This window comes from Microbispora sp. H10885, from assembly GCF_014161415.1.
In the GTDB taxonomy this organism is placed as follows: Bacteria; Actinomycetota; Actinomycetes; order Streptosporangiales; family Streptosporangiaceae; genus Microbispora; species Microbispora triticiradicis.
In genome coordinates, this window is record NZ_JABBWY010000003.1 from 346,190 (window position 1) to 366,485 (window position 20,296).

The following is a 20,296-nucleotide window of genomic DNA, read 5'->3' on the forward strand; positions in this document are numbered from 1 at the left end:
CACCGACACGGGGGCCGCGGCCACATCGGCCGCGGCCCCCGTCCCCAGCGCGGGCGAACTCCAGAAAGCGAGAACCAGTGGACCTGTCGTTTCTCCGCGGCCGGGGCCGTCGGCGCCGGCTCGCCATGGTCGTGGCGGTGGCGCTCGCCGGGGCCGTCCTCACCACCCCGGGCACCGGGGCCCAGGCGGCGACCCCGGCCGTCGAGGTCACCGTCAACGCCCGTGAGGGACTCGGCACGGTGCCCGACACCGCGTACGGCCTCAACCAGGCGGTGTGGGACGGAAACATGAACACCCCGGCGTCGGTGGACCTTCTCGGCAAGGCCGGTGTGCGGATGATGCGGTATCCCGGCGGCTCGTACGGCGACGGCTTCCACTGGAAGACCAGCACCGTCTCCGGCGGCGGGTACGTCGCGCCGGGGACGGACTTCGACTCGTTCATGGGCACGGTCAAGGCCATCGACGCGCAGGCGATCCTCATCGCGAACTACGGCTCCGGCACGGCCCAGGAGGCCGCCGACTGGGTGAAGTACGCGAACGTCACCAAGGGCTACGGCGTCAAGTACTGGGAGATCGGCAACGAGATCTTCGGCAACGGTCACTACGGCGCCGACTGGGAACTCGACTACCACGAGAGCAAGACGCCGGCCACGTACGCGAACAACGTGGTGGAGTACGCCCGGGCGATGAAGGCGGTCGACCCCACGATCAAGATCGGGGCCGTGGTCACCGATCCGGGCAACTGGCCGGACGGCGTCGTCGGGGACGGAGACAGCGCGGCCTGGAACCAGACGGTGCTGTCGATCGCGGGACCGTACATCGACTTCGTGATCATGCACTACTACCCGAACCACACCACCGCCGCGGACGTCCTCCAGCAGGTGCGGCTGCTTCCCGGCGAGCTGGAGCAGGTGCGGCGGCAGATCGACCAGTACGCCGGCCGGAACGGCCCGCACATCGGCATCGCGCTGACCGAGACCTCGTCCAACTACCAGTCGGACACCCAGGTCGGCGGCCTGTTCACCGCGGACGTCTACTTCGCCGCGCTGGAGAACGGCGTCTTCACAGTGGATTACTGGGACACCCGCAACGGGATGGGCGAGGTCACCACCGCGCCCGATGGGACGACGTCGTACGGCGACGGAGGCCTGCTGTCGAGCGGCAACTGCAACAGTGAAAACGTCTGCGAACCCCCGCTGAACACGCCGTTCGCGCCCTACTACGCGCTGCAGATGCTCAGCAGGGTGGCACTGCCCGGCGACACGCTGGTCAGGGCCGCCTCCGACAACCGGCTCGTCACCGTGCACGCGGCCCGGGGCGCCGACGGCGGGCTCAGCGTCGAGCTGATCAACCAGGACCCCGGCAACGCTTACACCGTGCATCTCGGCTACGACGGCTGGACTCCCAGCGGCGCCACGCCGACGGTCCACACCCTCGGCTCCGGGTACACCTCGATAGCCACCTCGAAGCAGGGCACCGCGAGCACGCAGGTCATCCCGCCGTACTCGATCGTGACGCTCAAGCTCACGCCGTCGGCCACCAACCCGGTCAGCACCACCCTGACCGCGCCCGGCAGCCCGGCGGCGAGCGACGTCACCGCCGACACCGCGACCGTCTCCTGGCGGCCGTCCACCGGCGGCGCCATCACCCGCTACGCGGTCTACCAGCAGTTCGGCACCAACAGCGTGCTGCTCGGCGAGTCGACCTCGACCTCGTTCACCGCGCGGAACCTGGTCCCCGGCACCTCCTACACGCTGAACGTGCTCGCCGTCGACCAGAGGGGCCATCTCTCGATGCCCTCGGAGCCGGTCACCTTCGTCACGGGCACGCCGCGCGACAGCACCTGCGCCGTCACCTACGACCTCGCCACGGGCTGGGGCAGCGGTTTCGTGGCGAACATCGGCGTCACCAACACCGGTCCCACTCCCATCACGGGATGGACGCTGGCGTTCACCTTCCCGGCCGCGACCGAATCCGTCTCCGGCAGCACCTGGAACGGCACCTTCTCGACGGACGGCCGGCACGTGGTCGTCACCCCGGCCGGCTCGAACACCTACCTCGCCCCGAACGGCGGCAACACGGTCAGCCTCGGGTTCGTCGGCGACCAGACCGGCGCCAACCCGCCGCCCGCCTCCTTCACCCTGAACGGGACCGTCTGCACCACGACCTACTCGTACTGACACGCCCGGGGTGCGGGCCGTCCGGTCCGCACCCCATGGCCGTACGAGGAACACCTGTCCGCTCGCGATCGGCGCGCGTCGCCGTCATCGAATCGATACGACCCTCTCACGACAGGAGACGACATGCCCCCCTCGAAGCTGCCCGGGCTGCGCCGGCGAACCGCTCTCGCCGGTGCCGCGCTGCTCGCCGGAGCCCTGCTCACCGCTCCGTCTCTGAGCGGCACGGCCGCGGCCGCCCCCTCCGTCTACGAGCCGACCTGGGCGTCGGTGGACCAGCACCCGGCCGCTCCGGAGTGGTTCCAGGACGCCAAGTTCGGCGTCTACTGGCACTGGGGCGCCTTCGCCACCCCGGAGTACGGCACCGAGTGGTACCCCCGCACGATGTACCTCAACGGCTCAAGTGAGAACAACCACCACAAGAGCGTCTACGGCGACCCCTCGGCGTGGCCGTACCACAACTTTATCGACGGCGCGCGCGACAAGGCGGGCAACTGGGTGCAGTTCACGCCCAAGCTCAAGTCCGCCGGCGGCAACTTCGACCCCGCGGAATTCGCGCAACTGGTCTCCGACTCCGGCGCGAAGTTCGCCGGTCCCGTGGCCGAGCACCACGACGGCTTCTCCATGTGGAACAGCCAGGTGAACGAGTGGAACTCGGTCGCCCGCGGGCCCAAGCTCGACCTGGTCGGCCTGTTCGCCGACGCGATCCGCGCCAAGAACCTGAAGTTCATGGTCTCGCTGCACCACCTGTACAACTTCACCGGCTACTACGACCACGTGCCCGCCCAGTCGACCACCACGCTGAAGAAGCTGTACGGGCAGCTCCCCAACGCCCAGGAGCAGCAGCTCTGGTACGACAAGCTGAAGGAGGTCGTCGACAGGTACCGGCCGGACATGATCTGGCAGGACGGCGGCCTCTACCTCGTCGACGAGGCCAAGCGGCTCAACTTCCTGTCGTACTACTACAACCAGGCCAACTCATGGGGTAAGGAGGTCGTCGCGGCGTACAAGGACGGCTTCAACACCAACGGTGAGGTGTACGACTACGAGCGCGGCGGCCCCGCCGACATCCGCTCCCCCTACTGGCTGACCGACGACTCCGTCAGCAACCCCTCATGGTCCTACACCCCGACACTCACGTACTACAGCTCGGCCGCGCTGGTCCACGCGCTGATCGACCGGGTGAGCAAGAACGGCAACATGCTGCTCAACATCTCGCCCAGGGCCGACGGCTCGATCCCGCAGGTCCAGAAGGACCTGCTGAACGCCATCGGCGCCTACCTCAAGCGCAACGGCGAGTCGATCTACGCCACCCGCGCCTGGACCACCTACGGCGAGGGCCCGACCAAGATGGGCGGCGGCAGCTTCGTCGAACCGCGGGCCGGCACGCCGCAGGACATCCGCTACACCCGCAGCAAGGACAACACCGTCCTGTACGCGACCGTGCTCGGCTGGCCCGGCTCCACCCTCAACCTCGCCTCGCTGGCCACCGGGAAGATGGACCTGTCCAACCTGAGCAAGGCCGAGCTGATCGGTGACACCGCAGGCACCTACGTCAACCTGCCCACCCGCACCCAGGACTCCTCCGGCCTGCGCATCACCCTGCCCGGCCAGCCGTACTCGGCGCTCGCGTACGTGGTGAAGCTGACCTTCAACGGTCCGATGAAGAACTCTCCCAGCACGACGAGCGGCGCCTTGCGCGACGTCAACTCCGGCAGGTGCCTCGACGTCGCCAACGTCTCCCAGACCAACGGCGCCCAGACGCAGATCTGGGACTGCAACGGTGGCGTCAACCAGCGGTGGGCGACCACCGGCGCGAGCGAGCTGCGCGTCTACGGCAACAAGTGCCTGGACGTCAACGGCGCCGGCACGGCCGACGGCACCAGCGTGATCATCTGGGAATGCAACGGCCAGAACAACCAGAAGTGGCGGCTCAACTCCGACGGCACCGTCACCGCCGTCGGCGCCGGCAAGTGCCTGGACGTCTCGGCGTTCGGCACCGCCAACGGCACGAAGGTCCAGATCTGGTCCTGCACCGGCGCGAACAACCAGAAGTGGACCCGAAGCTGACGCTTCGACCGGCGAGCGCGCGGGTCACCCACGCCGGCCGGACGTGCACGACACGTCCGGCCGGCGCCTGGTGCTCAGGCCTTCGGGGGCGCCGTGCTCTCCCGTACGGTGAGGGTGGTCGCGATCTCCAGTCCGACCTGGGTGATCTCCTCGCCACGCCCGAGGGCCAGCGCCAGCTCGGTCGCGGCCGCCGCCATCTCGTTCAACGGCTGGTGGACCGTGGTCAGAGGCGGGTCGACCCAGGCCACGACCGGCAGATCGTCGAAACCCACCACGCTCAGGTCCCGGGGGATGGACAGTCCCATCTCGCGAGCGGCCTGGTAGACGCCGAGCGCCTGCAGGTCGTTCGCGGTGAAGACGGCGCTGGGCCGGTCGGGCCGGGAGAGCAGGTCGCGCGCTGCGGCGTAGCCGTGCTCGCGCGTCAGCAGGGTGCGGACCACGAGGCCGGGGTCCGCGGGCAGCTCGGCCTCGGCCATCGCGGAGAGGTAGCCGGCCAGCCGGGCACGGCAGAACGGGTGATCAGGGCCGCTGATCATGGCGATGCGGCGGTGTCCCAGCTCGATCAGGTGCCGGGTCGCCGCCTGGCCGCCCCTCCAGTTGGTGGCGCCCACGAACGGCACGTCGTCCGGCAGTTCGTCGATCGGGTCGAAGACGACGAACGGGATGCCCTTCGCGGTCAGCTGGTCGCGCTCGGCCTGCGCGAGCTGCGCCACCGAAAGGACGCACTGAGGGCGGCGTCCGACCGTGTCGTCGATGGACATGCCCACCGAGTCGCGGAGGCCGAACTCCGAGACCATGACTCCGACGCGGTTCTTGCGGGCCACCCGCTCGACCCCACGGATGATCTCCACGGCCCACATGCTCTCGAGCTCGCGGAACACCAGTTCCACGATGTTGCTCCGGTTGCCGGTCGGCTTGCGGTATCCGTACTGGTTGACCAGTTCCTCGATCCGGGCGCGCGTCTGGGCCGACACGCCCGAGCGCCCATTGATCACTTTCGACACGGTGGGGATCGAGACCCCGGCCGACTCGGCGATATAGGCGATGGTGACCGATCCCGGCCCGCCGCCCTGCGAGCTCTGCTCGTCGGCCGCAGGCCCGTCCGATCGGTTGTCCGTCACGTTCACCCTTCCTCGTCAACGGCGCGTCCGCCACGGCGGCCGCCTGGATCACCCGGCCTTTCGACGGTCTGGAGCCATTCTGGCACCCATGGTGGCCGGGTGGTTCACCCCTTGACGGCGCCCGTGAGAACTCCCGTGCGCAGGTGCTTCTGGACGAACGGGTAGACGACCAGGAGCGGCACCAGGGTCAGCACCACTACCGCCATCTGCGTCGACAGGGGAGCGGTCCGCGCGTACGCCATGCCGAAGCCCGCGTTGACCGATCCCGGCATCCCGGCCCCGCGGTTGACATAGGTGAGCAGCACGTACTGCAGCGGCCACTTCTCGCTGTCGGTCGGCAGGTAGAGCATGACGTTGAAGAAGGAGTTCCAGTAGCCGACGGCGTAGAAGAGGGCGATCACCGCGGTCACCGCGCGTGAGGTGGGCAGGACGACGGACCAGAGGATGCGCCAGTCGCCCGCGCCGTCCATCCGCGCCGCGTCGATCAGCTCGCCGGAGGTCTTCGCGTAGAAGGAGCGGAGCACCAGGATGTTGAAGACCGAGACCGCGCTCGGGAGGACCAGCGCCCACCACTGCCCGTAGCCGCCGAGGCCCGTCACCACCAGGAAGGTGGGGATGAGCCCGCCGCCGACGAACATCGTGACGATCAGCAGCACCAGGATGAGGCGGTGCCCGGGCGAACCCGGCCGCGACAGCCCGTAGGCGCACAGGACCGAGACGACCATGGACAGCGCCGTGCCGACGACGGCGACGCCCAGGCTGACCGACAGCGCGGTGCGTACGGTCGGGTCGGTGAGAATCTCCCGGTAGGCCTGGAAGGTGAGGCCGTCCGGCCAGACGACGAGGCCGCCGGCCCGGTTGACGACATCGGGAGCGGACAGGCTGGTCACCACGACGATCCACAGCGGGACCAGCATGACCGCCAGCACACCGCCGATGGCGCCGCCCTTCGCGGACCGGCCGGCGACGGTCGGCCGCTCCTGCCAGGGCGGGCGTTCCGTCCGCGCCCGCGGTGCCGTCGCCGCACTCATGCCGGTTGTGAACGCCTTGGTCATCTCCGGTACAGCCCGTCCTCGCCGAAGGAATGCGCGATCCTGTTGGCGCCCCAGATGAGCAGGAGCGAGATCACGCTCTTGAAGAGCCCGGCCGCCGCACCCAGGCTGTAGTCGCCCGTGGCGATGCCGTAGTAGAAGGCGTAGGTGTCGAGCACCTCCGCGGTCTCGTGGCCGACGGCGTCGCGCTGGATCAGGAACTGCTCGAAGCCGACCGAGAGCGCGCCGCCGAGGCGGAGCACCAGCATCAGCACGATCACTCCGCGCAGGCCCGGAAGGGTGATGTGCCACATCCGGCGGAAGGGCCCGGCGCCGTCCACGGCCGCCGCCTCGTAGAGCCCGGGATTCATGGCGGACAGAGCGGCCAGGAAGACGACGATCCCCCAGCCGGCCTCCTTCCAGACCACCTGAGAGGTGACCAGCAGCACGAAGGTGCCCGGATTGGTGGTGATGTCCCATGTCTGCAGGTCGTGGGAGCGGAGGAACTGGTTGAGCGCGCCCGCACCGCCCAGCATCTGCTGGAAAATCGTGATCACCAGCACCCACGAGAAGAAGTGCGGCAGGTAGACGACGGACTGGACGAAGTTGCGCACCCGCACGCCGAGCACCGAGTTAAGCAGGAGCGCCAGCGCGATCGGGATGGGGAAGAACAGGACGAGCTGGACCAGGCTGAGGTAAAGCGTGTTCCGCAGCGCGCCCCAGAACAGTGGGTCGGCGAACAGCCGGCGGAACTGCTCGACGCCCGCCCATTCGCTGTTCCAGACCCCGGCCGGCGGGTCGTAGTACTGGAACGCGGTGAGCAGTCCGAAGAGCGGTGCGTAGTTGAAGACCAGCAGCAGGACGACCGCGGGGACCACCATGATCAGCAGAGAGCGGTCGCGCCGCAGCCTGATCCGCAGGCCCGGACGCTCCTGCCGCGTGTGCGATGTGCTCACCGACCCGTGCCGTACCTGTCCAGCACGTTGTCGGTCATCCACTGCTTGAGCCGGTCGCCCCCGCCGCCGGTCTTCCACGTGGAGACGGCGGCCTGGACCTCGGAGACCTTCGTTCTCCCGTGGTAGCAGTCCTTGACGGCGTCCTCGACGGCCTGCGCGGCGCTGGCCGCCGACAGCGACCGGGGCAGGCTGATGTTCATGTTCCAGAAGACCGGCTTGTAGAGCGCCCCGACGTTGGCGGTCTGCCAGGCGGCGTAGTCCCTGGTGACGACCTCGGCGCCGGGGTTGCTGATCACGGCGGGCGGCGAGGCCAGGAACGGGAAGGTCATCGCCTGGACGAACTTCCTGCCGTCCTCGGTCGCGGTCGGAACCCCGTCCTCCATCGTGAAGTGGACGCCCTCGACCCCGAAGTTCACCATCGTGTACTCGGCCGAGCCGAAGGGGGCGGCCAGATAGTCGGCCACCGCCAGCAGTTCCTCGATCTGGTCCGGCTTCAGCCTGTTGCTGAGGTAGCTGACGACGTTCGTGGAGGGCCCCATGGCGACGCGAGGCGGGCTCGTGCCGTCGGCGGCGAAGAAGTCGAACGCGCCGCGGCGGTAGTCCCTGTCGGTGGCCGTGCCGGACTGGTGGTCGGCGAGGCTCCAGGCGCCGGTGCCACCACCGCTGATCAGCACCTTTCCGGAGTAGAAGCGGGCGTCGGCGTTCGCGTTCTGACCGGCGGCGGCGTCCGGGTGCAGGTAGCCGGCCCGCGCCATGCGGTGGTGCCAGTCGAGCGCCTCGAAGAACTGTGGCATCTCGTACTTGTGGATCAGCCTGCCGTCCTGGACATCCCAGGTGAGAGGGACGTTCCAGGCGGGGAAGAGATAGGTCCACACGTCGTCGAAGGCCCAGACGCCGCGTCTGGCGTCGGTCAGCTCCTTGCCCAGGTTCATCAGGTCGTCGGCCGACCGCACCTGGCCGGCGGTGATCCCCTTCGCCTCCAGGATGTCCCGGCGGTGGAAGACCGCGCCGGCGACGACGAAGCCGCTGGAGAAGGAGGGAATGCCGTACAACCTGTCGCCCCACGCCCCGGTCTGCCAGGCGCCGGTGGGGATGGCGGCGAGGTTCGGATACTTCTTGATCTTGTCGCCCGCCAGGTGGGGCGTGAGGTCGGCGAGTTGTGTCCCCGCCAGCCCGCCGACGTCGAAGACGGCGTTCCACCAGGTCGGCAGCTGGATCCAGTCGGGCAGGCGCCTGGCGGCCGTCATCGTCGGGACGATGGTGTTGTAGTTGTTGCCGTCCGCCGGCTTCATGGTGAGGGTGACGCCCAGGGCCTTGTTCACGGCCTCGTAGAAGGAGTTCCCCGCCGGGGGCACCGTGCCCCACAGCGGTGTGACGGCGGTGTAGCTCCCGCCCCTGCCCGGAGTCCCGTGGACGGTGGCGACCCGGCCGGAGGGGTAGGCCAGGAAGGCGGGATCGGTGGCGGCTCCGGCTCCGCCCGCCACGGACGGGATGTCCGGCCTGACCGAGCCGCTGGGCACGTAGGACGGCAACGCCGCTCGCAGGCCCGCCCCGGTGTTCGTGGCGGCCTTCTGCCGCGCCGCGCCGCCGCAGGCGGCGAGCAGGGGAGTCGCCGCGGCGAGGGCGACGAAGCTTCTGCGGTTCAGCTCGGGTCTCACGGTGGGGGCCGTCCCCTTCGAGGTCGTCGAAGCGCTTCTACGCTGCCGCGAGACTAGTGACCCGTTTTCGGGGAGAACAAGAACACCGCATAAACGAAACTTTCTATGGCCTGGTCGGACGGCTCTCCTTCCATGAAAGAATCACGGCCCCGACGGTCAGGGGGCGAGGGAGAAGTACTTCTCCTCCTCCTGGACGAAATGCAGCCGCAGCACCGAGTGCAGCCCGTACAGGCAGGCGCGTAGGTCCTCCAGCTGCTCGGGCCGCAACCGGCCGGCGGCGCCGGCGACTCTCACGTGTGTGCCGATCCGGCGGGCCAGGCGGTCGATCTCGCTGTGCTCCCGGCTCACGGTCTCGGTCGCCTCTCCTCCGCCGAGGGGACCGGCCAGTGCCTGACCGAGAGGACGCGGCATGTCGAGCCTCCAACGCACGGAAGTGTCGCCTCCATACGACAGCCCCGACGTGCGGGCCGACAGTGCCGAACGGCCCCCGAACAGTCACCACTCGGCAAGCATGGCCGGTCGGTAGGCTGCTGTGATCCGAATGGGCCCGCGTTCCGGGGGGACGATGTCCACTTCCCTTCTCCTGTGGCCGGCCGGGGCCATCCGGCGGTCGTACGGCGAAGTGATCGGCGCATGACCATCCGGGCCGCGGTCCGGCCGCAGGAGGGGGCGGAGGGCCGGGCGCGCGGGCGGATCCCGTGGCTCGCCCTCGTGGCCGCCGGCTACGCGGCGGTCCAGCTGGCTGTCGTCACGCCTCTCCTCGGGCTGGGCTGGGACGAGACGGTGTACCTGTCCCAGGTCGATCCACGCAATCCGGCCGCCTACTTCAGCGCGCCGCGATCGCGGGGGATCGGCTTCCTGGCGGCCCCCCTGATGGCCGTCACCGGCGCCACCCCGGTGATCAGGGTCGTTCTGGCGCTGCTGTCGGCCGTCGCGCTCTATGCGGCGTACCGCGTCTGGCGCCCGCTGCTCGGGCCCGGCCGGACCGCGCTCGCCACCCTGCTGTTCGCGGGCCTGTGGGTCACCGTGCTGTACGGACCTCAGGCCATGCCCAACCTGTGGGTGGCGCTGCCGGCGGTGGCGGCGACCGGCTGGTTCCTGCGCGCCCAGCGGCCCGGCGCCTCCGGAGTCGTGCTCCTCGGCCTGGGCGGCTCCGTCGCGGCGGCCACGCTCTTCCGCTTCTCCGACGGCGTCTGGCTCGCGGCGCCGCTGCTGGCCGCCTGCGGCGTGGTGCCCGCCTGGCGGCGTCCGGCCCCGGCCCTCGCCGTCGCGGGCGGCCTCGCCGCCGGTGGCGCCCAGTGGATCGCCGAGGCGTACGGGCGATGGGGCGGCATCGGCGCCCGCCTGCACGCGTCCAGCGCGACCGAGGGCGGCATGGGCCTGCACTGGGCCGGCGGAGACGCCTGGCGCAGCCTCAACGGGCCCCTGCTGTGCCGCCCCTGCACGGTCCCGCTGACGCACCCGGAGCTCACGCTGTGGTGGCTGGCCCTTCCCGTGCTCGCGCTGACGGCGTGCGCGGTGGCCCTGCGTACCGGGCGGGTGGCCGGGACCGTGCTGCCCGTTGTCTGCGCCGCCGCACTGAGCGTTCCTTACCTCGTCCTCGTCGGCTACTCCGCGCCGCGCTTCTTCCTGCCCGTCTACGCCCTGCTGGCCCTGCCCGTCGCCACGCTGGCGGCGGGTACGGTGCGAGCCGTCCGTCCGGCCCCCGGCCGTGTCGTCGTCGCGGGTGTCCTGGCCGGGCTGCTCGTCGCGCACCTGACGGTGCAGTTCCAGGTGCTCCAGGAGAGGGCCGCCGGTGCGCGGGCCACCGCCGACCGCTACCGGGCTGTCGCGGACGGCCTGCGCCGTCTCGGCCTGCACCCGCCCTGCCTGGTCACCGGCAGTCACTCGCAGCCGATCGGCTACTACGCCGGCTGCGCCTCCGCCGACGTCAGCGGCAACAACCGGAACATCACCGAAGCCGCGCTGCTGCGCCGCGCCGCCACCGAACCCACCGCGGCGCTGGCCGACAGACGCTCCCCACCTCCCGGTTACGCCCAGGCGTGGAAGGCCCACCGGCTCCGGGGCACCGGCTACACCGCCTACCTCCCGAGACACGCCGCCGGCGGCCGGCGGCCCTGACCGGCGTCCGATTCCTTGACCACCGCCAGCCCCGGGGATTCGGCCGGCGGGGTATCACCGTCAGAAGGGCTGGTGTTCCGTCGCGACTTCGGTGACCGCGCGGAAACCGCTCCGCTCATGCCGACCGCGCGCACATCGGGGGGTCACATGGAATCCCGAGGTCTCGTCTGCTGGAAGGTCTCTCTCACGATCGCGGGCACGGTCGTCCTCCTGTCCGTGGGAGCCGGGAGCGCGAGGGCGGCGTCCGCTCCTCGTTCGGACGACGTCGACCCGTCCACGCGTACCAACGTCACGAAGTCGATGAAGGGCGAGGCGCTGGCGAACGTCACCTACCGCGCCTATGCCGAGCAGGCCGATCGGGAGAACCTGCCCGATGTCGCGAACCTGTACCGGCACACCGCACACAGTGAGTTACGCGAGCACTTCACCGAGCAGGCGGAGTTGATCGGCCTGGTCGGCGACAACGCGGCGAATCTCCGCGACAGCGTCAGCGGTGAGTCGTACGAGGCGACGACGATGTACCGGAAGTTCGCCAAGCAGGCCGGGGCGGACGGCGACCGGGAGGCCGCCAGGCTCTTCTCCGAGGTGGGCAAGGACGAGGCCAGGCACCGGGAGAAGTTCCTCCAGGCGCAGAAGGCTCTCACCGACCCGTCATCGGGGGCGACGATCCCGACCGACGTACGGGCCAAGCCGGTGGAGATCCAGGCCGGCCCGTCCAAGGTCTCCTCGTCCAGGACCCTGGAGAACCTCCGGGCGGCGATGAAGGGCGAGGCCTTCGCCTACGCCAAATACACCCTCTACGGAGACAGGGCGCGAGAGACCGGGCAGCCCAGGCTCGCCAGGCTGTTCCACCGCACCGCCGCCGTCGAGCGCACCGAGCATTTCGCCGAGCACGCGAGCCTCGCCGGCGCGGTCCGCGACACCGGGACGAACCTGTGCGCGACCATCAAGGGGGAGACGTACGAGGGCACGCGGATGTATCCCGAGTACGCCCGCCAGGCCTCGGCGGCCGGTGACTCCGAGGTGGCCGAAGTGCTCAACGGCACCGCGAAGGACGAACTGAGGCACGCGAAGGCCTTCTCCAAGAAGGTCGCCAAGCTCGGCAGGCAGTGCCCCACGTCGAGCTGACACCAGAGGTGGATGGGCGACGAAATCATCGCCCACCCGCCCGGAAGTCCTACTTCAGGAGCTTCCTCATGGTGCTGATCTCCGCAGACTGACTGGTGATGATGGAGCCGGCGAGCCGCCTGGCCGGCTCGTAGACGCCGGCGCCCTGCTCCTCCTCGGCCATGGTGACGGCGCCCTCGTGGTGCTGGATCATCATCGTCAGGAACGCCCTGTCGAAGGCGGCGCCTTCGAGGCCCTTGAGTTTGTTCGTGTCCTCGCCGGACATCATTCCGGGCATGTCGTGGTCCATATGGTCCATCGGCACGCCTTCGCCGGGGACCTGAACGCCCCAGCTCTCCAGCCAACCGGTCATCGTCCGGATCTCGGGATCCTGGGCGGCTTCGATCTTCCTGGCCAGCTCCTTGACCTTGCCGCCGGCGGCGCGCCCCTCAACAAGCCTGGCCATCTCCAGGGCCTGGCGGTGGTGCGGGATCATCATCCGCGCGAACCAGATGTCCCGCTCGTTGTGATCCGCGGCCGAGCTGGTGACAGGAGCCCGCGATTCAGCCGGCGTCGCTGACATGGACGACATCGACGACATGTCATGAGTTGCGGTGTCTGTGGAGCCGCAGGCACCGGCCAGCAGACCGGTCGAGAGCACGGCGACGGGAACGGCAAGACGCTTCATGGCTGAACACTCTCCGTGTGCAGGTGCGGGCATCTCGCTGAAGCTCGACGACGGACGGCCGTCGAGCACGCGTCTTCTACACCCGGATCACAAGAGTCGCGGAGCGAGCCTGCGCGCACACCCCCGTAGTGACAGTGGCGACATTACCCAGCGATCCGTGGGTTCCCCGCATCGCCTCGCGACGTCATCCCATGGCTTTCCCATGGATCGTTTCTGGACCTGACCTGCGGGTGGGCGACAGCCCCGAGCCGTCCCTGCCGCCGGGGTTCACCGCGCCGACGGGCGTACCACCCGGTTCTCTACGGGAGCGAACCGGGCAGACAAACCCCCAGGGGGTATGCTACGGTCCTCGCGTCGATACCCCCTGGGGGTACTAAACGAAGGGATGGCGGACATGTGCACGGTATGCGCGTGCGGCACGGAGGCGGCTCAGGCCGAGGTGGCCGCCGAGACGGACACCGAGACGGGAACGGCGGACGGCAAGGTCTATTGGGTGAGCGGGATGACCTGCGGTCACTGCGTCTCGTCGGTGTCGGGGGAGATGGGCAAGGTCGGCGGCGTCGCCGGCGTGACGGTCGATCTGCCGACCGGCGCGGTCACCGTCAGCGGCTCTGGGTTCACCGACGAGGAGATCCGGGCCGCGGTGGAAGAGGCCGGCTACACGCTGGTGAGTTAGGCCCAGGCGACCGGGCCCCGGAAGAGAGCGGTGGGCGTGCACCGGCATGCACGCCCACCCGTGGGGCCGGTCCGATCACGCATCACACCCAACCCCCTTACCGCATCCTCCCATCGAGGGGCGGATGCGAAGAACAGGAGTGCGGCATGAACGCCGTCAATCCGCCCAGGTGGCGGGCACTGGTCGTGCTCGCCACCGCCCAGTTCATGGTCATCATGGACACCTCGATCATCGGTGTCGCGTTGCCCGACATGCAGCGCGACCTGGGTTTCTCCCCGGGCGCGCTGCAGTGGGTGTTCAACGCCTACGTCATCGCATTCGGCGGCCTGCTGCTGCTCGGCGGCCGCCTGTCCGACATCTTCGGAGCACGCAGGATCTTCACGGCCGGCTGGCTGATCCTGATCGCCGGGTCGGCCGTGGCCGCCGTGGCGAACAGCCCCTGGGTGGAGATCCTCGGCCGGGGCGTGCAGGGCGTCGGCGGCGCGCTCATCGCCCCCGCCTCGATGACCCTGCTCATGATGCTCTTCTCCCACGATTCCCGGGAGCTCGGCAAGGCCATGGCCCTGTACGGCGCGGCCGCGCCGGCCGGCGGCACCGCCGGAGTGTTCCTCGGCGGGGTCGTCATCGAGTATCTGAGCTGGCCATGGGTCTTCGTCGTCTACATCCCGATCGGCATCGCCACCCTGCTGGCCGTGCCCGCGCTGTTGCCCGCGGTCGCCGGCCGGCGCGGATCGGTGGACGTGCTCGGCGGCCTCGTCGTCACCGCCGGGATCGCCCTGGCCGTGTTCGCCATCGTCCGGGCGCCAGAGCAGGGCTGGGGCTCGGCCGCCACGCTGCTGGAACTGGCGGGGGCGGTCGTGCTGCTCACGGTGTTCCTGCTCGTGCAGCGCGTGATCCGGGAGCCGCTCATGCCGCCGGCCGTCTGGCGCACCCCCGGGCTGGCCGTCGCCAACCTGGCGATGGCGCTGCTGGGCGCCGCCTGGATCCCGATGTGGTACTTCCTCAACCTCTATCTGCAGCAGGTCCTGGGCTACAGCGCCTTCCCCAGCGGAGCGGCCCTGCTCCCGATGACGATAGCGATCATGATCTTCATGATCGGGATCACTGCCCGGCTGCTCGGCCGGTTCGGCGCCAAGCCCCTGATCGTCATCGGGCTCGCCGTGCTGGCGGCGGGGGTGGCCTGGCTGTCCCTGGTCCGGCCGGACGGCACTTTCACCGCCGATGTGCTGCCCGCCTCGCTGGCCGCGGCGGTCGGCATGTCCCTGGCCTACATCCCCGCGATGATGTCGGCGATTTCCGGCGCGCGGCCCGAGGAGAGCGGGCTGGCCTCGGGAATCGTCAACACCACCTACCAGATCGGCTCGGCCCTCGGCCTGGCCGTGACGACCGCGCTCGCCGCGACTGGAGGTGCCGACAGCCCGGCCGCGCTCACCGGCGGCTTCCAGGCCGCATTCGTCGGCGCGGCGGTCCTGGCGGCGACAGGGGCCGTACTGACCCTGCTGCTCATGCGCAGGCCGAAGCCGGCCACCCCCGCCGCCGTGGGCGCCGAAGCGACGTCCGTGCAGGTGTGAGACGGTCGAGCGGGTCCACCCTGGACAAGGCGAAATACCCTAGGGGGGTAGGGTGTTCAAGAAGGACAACGGACCTCCGAGCAAGGCGGCGCCGAGGCCGACTTCAAGGTCAAGGAAGCCTCCGGCGCCGTCGCCCGTCTCGTTCGTTCCTGATCGATCGACAACAGAAGGAGAAGCGTCATGACGACCGCCACCTACACTGTCAGCGGCATGACCTGCGGTCACTGCGTCAGCTCCGTGAAGGAAGAGGTCGGCGAGGTCACCGGTGTCACCGGTGTCGAGGTCGATCTGGCCACCGGGCTCCTGACCGTGGAAAGCGACAACCCCCTCGACACGGCCACGATCAGGGCCGCCGTCGAGGAGGCCGGATACGAAGTGGTGGACCACCCATGAACACACCGGCCCGGATGGGCGCCTACGTCCTCGGCCTCGCCGTGGTCTTCGCGGGAGCGTTCGGCATCGGCGGTGCGGTCGGCGCGACTCCACCCTCGGCGCCCGTGAACAATGGACACGGAGGCCACGCGACGCCGGCACAGGCCGCGCCGAAGACGGACCACGTGCCGGGAGGGCTCCAGGTGTCCCAGAACGGCTACACCCTCACCCCGCGGACCACGACGATCACTCCCGGCGAGCGGACCGAGTTCCGGTTCACCGTGGACGGCCCGGACGGCCGCCCGGTGACCGCCTACGAGACGCAGCACGACAAGAAGCTGCACCTCATCGTGGTCAGCCGCGACGCGACGGTCTTCCGGCACGTGCACCCCGAGCTCGCCGGTGACGGAACCTGGTCGGTGCCGCTGACGCTGCCCGAGGCCGGCGCCTACCGGGTCTTCGCCGACTTCGTCCCCCAGGGCGGGGAAGGCCTGACCCTCGGCGCCGACCTGTACGCCTCCGGCGACTACGCGCCCCGGCCGCTGCCGGCGCCCGGCCGTACGGTGACGGTGGACGGATACACCGTCCGGCTCGACGGCACCCTCATTCCGGGCGCGGCGAGCAGGCTCGTCGCCGAGATCAGCAAGGACGGCAGGCCCGTGACCGACCTGCAGCCGTACCTCGCGGCCTACGGCCACCTGGTCGCGCTGCGCGTGGGCGACCTGGCCTACCTGCACGTCCACCCCGACGGCGCCCCCGGCGACGGCGTCACCACGGCCGGGCCGGGCATCACCTTCTACGCCGAGGTGCCCAGCCGCGGCGACTACCGGCTCTTCCTCGACTTCAAGCACGACGGGACCGTGCACACCGCCGCCTTCACCGTACGGGCGGAGCAACCCTCGGCGGCCGCTCCCGCCGCCACGGCGGACCATGGATCCGAACACGCCCACTCCGGCCACTGATGCCGGGCATGACGCGGAAAGGAGGGGTGATGGCCTCCATCACCGGTGACCGGCCGACAGGCGCGGTCGAACTCTCGATCGGCGGCATGACCTGCGCGTCGTGCGCCAACCGGATCGAGCGCAAGCTCAACAAGATGGACGGCGTGACCGCGACGGTCAACTACGCCACGGAGAAGGCGAAGGTGACCTTCCCCGAAGACCTGGATCCCCAGGCGCTGGTGGCGGAGGTGGAGAAGGCCGGATACACCGCCAAGCTCCCCGAGCCGCTCAGGCCGGAGCAGGCGCCCCCGGAGCCGGACGAGCTCGCCGCCCTGCGGACCCGGCTGCTGGTCTCCGTGGTGCTCGCGGTGCCGGTGATCGCGCTGGCGATGATCCCGGTGCTGCAGTTCACCTACTGGCAGTGGCTGTCGCTGACGCTCGCGGCCCCGGTCGTCGTGTGGGGCGGCCTGCCGTTCCACAAAGCCGCCTGGGCCAACCTGCGGCACGGCACGGCCACGATGGACACGCTCGTGTCGCTCGGCACGATCGCCGCACTGGGCTGGTCGCTGTGGGCGCTGTTCCTCGGCGACGCCGGGGTGCCCGGCATGACCCACGGCTTCGACCTGACCATCTCCCGCAGCGACGGCTCGGGTGACATCTACCTGGAGGCCGCGGCCGGGGTCACCGCGTTCATCCTGGCCGGGCGTTACTTCGAGGCCCGTTCCAAGCGGCGCGCCGGCGCGGCGCTGCGGGCCCTGCTGGAACTGGGCGCCAAGGACGTCGCCGTGCTGCGCGACGGCCGCGAGGTGCGCGTCCCCGTCGGCGAGCTGAAGGCCGGCGACCACTTCGTCGTACGGCCGGGGGAGAAGATCGCCACCGACGGCGTGATCGAGGAGGGCGCCTCCGCGGTCGACGCCTCGATGCTCACCGGCGAGTCGGTCCCCGTCGAGGTGCGGCCCGGCGACGCCGTCACCGGGGCCACGGTCAACGCGGGCGGCCGGCTGGTCGTCCGGGCCACCCGGGTCGGCTCCGGCACCCAGCTCGCCCAGATGGCGCGGCTGGTCGAGGAGGCGCAGACCGGCAAGGCCCAGGTGCAGCGCCTCGCCGACCGCATCTCCGGCATCTTCGTGCCGATCGTCATCGCCCTGTCGGTCGCCACCCTGGGCTACTGGCTCGGTACGGGGGAGGGGGCAGGGGCGGCCTTCACCGCCGCGGTCGCGGTGCTGATCATCGCCTGCCCCTGCGCGCTGGGCCTGGCCACCCCGACCGCGCTGCTGGTCGGCACCGGCCGCGGCGCCCAGCTCGGCATCCTGATCAAGGGCCCCGAGGTGCTGGAGTCGACCCGCGCGATCGACACGGTCGTGCTCGACAAGACCGGCACTGTCACCGAGGGCAGGATGACCCTGGCCGGGGTCCACCTGGCCGAAGGGGAGGACCACGACGAGGTGCTCCGGCTGGCCGGGGCCCTGGAGCATGCCTCCGAGCACCCGATCGCGCAGGCGATCGCCCGGGGCGCGGCCGAGCGGGTGGGCGCACTGCCGTCGCCGGAGGACTTCGCGAACGTCGAGGGCCTCGGCGTGCAGGGCATCGTGGACGGCCACGCCGTACTCGTCGGACGGCCCCGCCTGCTGGAGGAATGGTCCCAGCATCTTCCCGCGGAGCTGGAGAAGAGACTGGGGGAGGAACAGGCCGCGGGCCGTACGGCGGTGGCAATCGGCTGGGACGGCCGGGCACGTGCGGTGCTGGTGGTGGCCGACGTCGTCAAGCCCACCAGCGCCGACGCCGTCGCCGAACTGCGCGCGCTCGGGCTGACGCCGGTGCTGCTGACCGGCGACAACGAGGCCGTCGCGCGTACGGTCGCGGGTGAGGTCGGGATCGACGAGGTGATCGCCGAGGTGCTGCCCGCCGGCAAGGTCGACGTGGTGAAGAGGCTGCAGGCCGAGGGCCGGACGGTCGCGATGGTCGGCGACGGCGTCAACGACGCTGCGGCGCTGGCGCAGGCCGACCTGGGGCTCGCCATGGGTACGGGCACCGACGTGGCCATCGAGGCCGCCGACCTGACGTTGGTGCGGGGCGATCTGCGGGTGGCGGCCGACGCGATCCGGCTCTCGCGGCGCACGCTGCGCACGATCAAGGGCAACCTGTTCTGGGCCTTCGCCTACAACGTGGCGGCCCTGCCGCTGGCCGCCGCGGGCCTGCTCAACCCGATGATCGCCGGTGCGGCGATGGCGTTCTCCAGCGTCTTCGTCGTCAGCAACAGCCTCAGGCTCCGCCGCTTCCGCTGAACCCGCCGCAGCCAGAGCCTGCGGGGCGCGCGCGACCATGGTCGCGCGCGCCCCGCCCGCCAGAGGCCGTGGCGTGATGGTCGTCAATCGAGGGCGGCGAGTTCGCGCATCGCGCTGAGGAAGCCGGTGACATCTCCTATCGCCGGCACCTTGTTCTCGTACTCGGTGACGCGGCCTTCGAAGGCGGAGCTGAGTTCGTCGAGCCGCTCGCGCAGGCCGGACAGTGAGGCGACGGTCAGCGAGCTCCAGGTGCCGAGGTCCATACCGATGGTGACGTCGATCAGCACCTCGCCCGTGTCCAGCACGTCAGTGAGGCGTGGAGGCGACGGTGATCGCAACGCGTGGAGGAGGCGACGCTTTCGGCCGACGCCGGGCCGGACGGCGAAAAGGTTGATCGCCGAGGACGTATCCTAGAGCGCCTGTTGCAGCAGGACGAGGTCACGGAAGGCATGGACTTCGAACAGGCCGGCGGAGAGGCGCTGGTCGCGATCGGCGACCTGCGACCGGCTGAAGCCGACGACCCGTTCGCCGACGGCAGGGATCTCGCTGTCGACAACGTACTCCCAGTCGACGAGCTCGGGTTGCCCGCCGATCGCGCGAGCCGCATCATCGCGGTGCCAAAGGGGGACGGCGTAGCGGGTGAGCCCTCGCGTGAGATGCCAGGCGAGCCCGAAGTAGACGGCCATCTCCTCCTGCTCGCTGTTGTTGATCGCGAACTCGGTGAAGGGCGTGTGGTCGTGGTCAGGCCAATCCTGGTACAGCCCCGCCCAGTGAGTCTCGACCGGAACAGCGTCAGCGGGGAGATAGACGTACACGAAGCCATCGAGGTGCGGCTGCTGTTCGAAGTGGATCGGCTGCATGAATTCGCTCCGGCGGGCCTGCTGAGTCGCTGCTGCTGATTTATGAGCCGCCGTTCACGTCAGCTGAAACCGAGACCATCGGTAGTGGGCGTCCGGGAGGTTCTCCCCGTTGTCGTTCCCGTCCCGTTCCTCGATGAGGGCGAAGCCGTGCCGTTCGTAGAAGCGGCGGGCGCCGTCATTCTGCTGGAACACATGGAGGTCGAGCACGTGGGGGTGCGCCGCCTTGGCGTGGTCGAGCAGCGCGGCGCCGATGCCGCGCCCCTGGGCGGCGGGCGTGACGTACAGGTGGTCCAGCCAGTCGCCGTTCAGGCAGGCGAAGCCCGCGATCCGACCGTGTAGCTCGACGACCCACACCTGCGAGGCCGGGAGCATAACGTCGGTGATCCAGGCCCGGGTCTCCTCGTCGGAGTGCAGGCGTGGCAGGTAGGTCATCCCGGCCCGAGCGGCGAGGAACACGTCGCCGATGTGCCCGGCGTCCCCGGACGACGCGCGGCGGACCAGAGGCAGGGCATCGCGCGCGATCAGTTCGGTCATCTCCTCTGCAGCTCACGGCGGTCAGGGCGAAGCCCAATCAGCTGTGCGTTCGCCGCGATCGTTGAGTCCCGGCTTATGCTAGCTGCTTTGTTGTGATCAACACGTTTGTGCATTCAACCGCTGCAACC

Annotated in this window: 18 protein-coding genes; 9 read left to right on the plus strand and 9 right to left on the minus strand. The window is 70.0% G+C overall.

Translation table 11 applies throughout. The features are described 5' to 3' along the window. Positions 1-77: 77 nt before the first annotated feature. Both HHX37_RS10095 and HHX37_RS36490 read left to right on the plus strand, forming a co-directional pair. Complete coding sequence (locus HHX37_RS10095) at positions 78-2,180, plus strand: cellulose binding domain-containing protein (protein ID WP_220502744.1); 2,103 nt, start codon at positions 78-80, stop codon at positions 2,178-2,180. A gap of 123 nt (positions 2,181-2,303) precedes the next feature. Next, on the plus strand, positions 2,304-4,247 hold the full coding sequence (locus tag HHX37_RS36490) for an alpha-L-fucosidase (protein WP_182885230.1): 1,944 nt from the start codon (positions 2,304-2,306) through the stop codon (positions 4,245-4,247). A 74-nt stretch (positions 4,248-4,321) separates the two neighbouring features. Here the strand turns inward: HHX37_RS36490 and HHX37_RS10105 are convergent, their stop codons facing one another. The 5 genes from HHX37_RS10105 to HHX37_RS10125 all read right to left on the minus strand — a co-directional run bounded on the left by HHX37_RS10105 (position 4,322) and on the right by HHX37_RS10125 (position 9,424). Continuing rightward, the gene (locus HHX37_RS10105) at positions 4,322-5,368 is read right to left on the minus strand and encodes a LacI family DNA-binding transcriptional regulator (protein ID WP_182885231.1); all 1,047 of its coding nucleotides are present in this window, start codon (positions 5,366-5,368) and stop codon (positions 4,322-4,324) included. A gap of 104 nt (positions 5,369-5,472) precedes the next feature. Continuing rightward, on the minus strand, positions 5,473-6,399 hold the full coding sequence (locus tag HHX37_RS10110) for a carbohydrate ABC transporter permease (RefSeq protein ID WP_220502745.1): 927 nt from the start codon (positions 6,397-6,399) through the stop codon (positions 5,473-5,475). A 20-nt stretch (positions 6,400-6,419) separates the two neighbouring features. Beyond that, positions 6,420-7,355 carry an ABC transporter permease gene (locus HHX37_RS10115; RefSeq protein WP_310740324.1) on the minus strand — a complete coding sequence of 312 codons (936 nt, stop codon included), beginning with the start codon at positions 7,353-7,355 and terminating at the stop codon, positions 6,420-6,422. Beyond that, entirely contained in the window at positions 7,352-9,013 is a 1,662-nt protein-coding gene (locus HHX37_RS10120; RefSeq protein WP_182885233.1) for an ABC transporter substrate-binding protein, read from the minus strand. The genes HHX37_RS10115 and HHX37_RS10120 overlap by 4 nt, the downstream gene beginning before the upstream one ends. A gap of 156 nt (positions 9,014-9,169) precedes the next feature. Beyond that, entirely contained in the window at positions 9,170-9,424 is a 255-nt protein-coding gene (locus HHX37_RS10125; protein WP_220502746.1) for a hemerythrin domain-containing protein, read from the minus strand. A gap of 222 nt (positions 9,425-9,646) precedes the next feature. Between HHX37_RS10125 and HHX37_RS10130 the strand changes: the two genes are divergently transcribed. Both HHX37_RS10130 and HHX37_RS10135 read left to right on the plus strand, forming a co-directional pair. Continuing rightward, a complete protein-coding gene (locus HHX37_RS10130; RefSeq protein ID WP_182885234.1) occupies positions 9,647-11,134 on the plus strand; it encodes a hypothetical protein in 1,488 nt (495 codons plus the stop codon). A gap of 147 nt (positions 11,135-11,281) precedes the next feature. Then, positions 11,282-12,262, plus strand: a complete 981-nt coding sequence (locus HHX37_RS10135; RefSeq protein ID WP_220502747.1) for a rubrerythrin family protein — start codon at positions 11,282-11,284, stop codon at positions 12,260-12,262. Between the two features lie 49 nt (positions 12,263-12,311). Here HHX37_RS10135 and HHX37_RS10140 read toward each other — a convergent pair whose 3' ends face one another. Then, positions 12,312-12,929, minus strand: a complete 618-nt coding sequence (locus HHX37_RS10140; RefSeq protein WP_182885235.1) for a DUF305 domain-containing protein — start codon at positions 12,927-12,929, stop codon at positions 12,312-12,314. 394 nt (positions 12,930-13,323) lie between these two features. Between HHX37_RS10140 and HHX37_RS10145 the strand changes: the two genes are divergently transcribed. From HHX37_RS10145 to HHX37_RS10165, 5 genes are all read left to right on the plus strand, one after another. Beyond that, the gene (locus tag HHX37_RS10145; protein WP_182885236.1) at positions 13,324-13,605 is read left to right on the plus strand and encodes a heavy-metal-associated domain-containing protein; all 282 of its coding nucleotides are present in this window, start codon (positions 13,324-13,326) and stop codon (positions 13,603-13,605) included. 146 nt (positions 13,606-13,751) lie between these two features. Beyond that, on the plus strand, positions 13,752-15,176 hold the full coding sequence (locus tag HHX37_RS10150) for an MFS transporter (RefSeq protein WP_182885237.1): 1,425 nt from the start codon (positions 13,752-13,754) through the stop codon (positions 15,174-15,176). A gap of 180 nt (positions 15,177-15,356) precedes the next feature. Then, positions 15,357-15,569, plus strand: coding sequence for a heavy-metal-associated domain-containing protein (locus HHX37_RS10155; RefSeq protein ID WP_117409694.1), 213 nt, complete (start codon positions 15,357-15,359; stop codon positions 15,567-15,569). Then, complete coding sequence (locus HHX37_RS10160) at positions 15,566-16,510, plus strand: hypothetical protein (protein ID WP_182885238.1); 945 nt, start codon at positions 15,566-15,568, stop codon at positions 16,508-16,510. The genes HHX37_RS10155 and HHX37_RS10160 overlap by 4 nt, the downstream gene beginning before the upstream one ends. Before the next feature lie 29 nt (positions 16,511-16,539). After that, complete coding sequence (locus tag HHX37_RS10165; protein ID WP_182885239.1) at positions 16,540-18,774, plus strand: heavy metal translocating P-type ATPase; 2,235 nt, start codon at positions 16,540-16,542, stop codon at positions 18,772-18,774. A gap of 83 nt (positions 18,775-18,857) precedes the next feature. Here HHX37_RS10165 and HHX37_RS10170 read toward each other — a convergent pair whose 3' ends face one another. From HHX37_RS10170 to HHX37_RS10180, 3 genes are all read right to left on the minus strand, one after another. Continuing rightward, a complete protein-coding gene (locus HHX37_RS10170; RefSeq protein WP_182885240.1) occupies positions 18,858-19,079 on the minus strand; it encodes a hypothetical protein in 222 nt (73 codons plus the stop codon). A 105-nt stretch (positions 19,080-19,184) separates the two neighbouring features. Beyond that, positions 19,185-19,634, minus strand: coding sequence for a hypothetical protein (locus tag HHX37_RS10175; protein ID WP_182885241.1), 450 nt, complete (start codon positions 19,632-19,634; stop codon positions 19,185-19,187). Between the two features lie 54 nt (positions 19,635-19,688). Beyond that, positions 19,689-20,168 (minus strand): GNAT family N-acetyltransferase, encoded by a 480-nt coding sequence (locus HHX37_RS10180; protein ID WP_182885242.1) that lies wholly within the window; start codon positions 20,166-20,168, stop codon positions 19,689-19,691. Between the last annotated feature and the right edge of the window lie 128 nt (positions 20,169-20,296).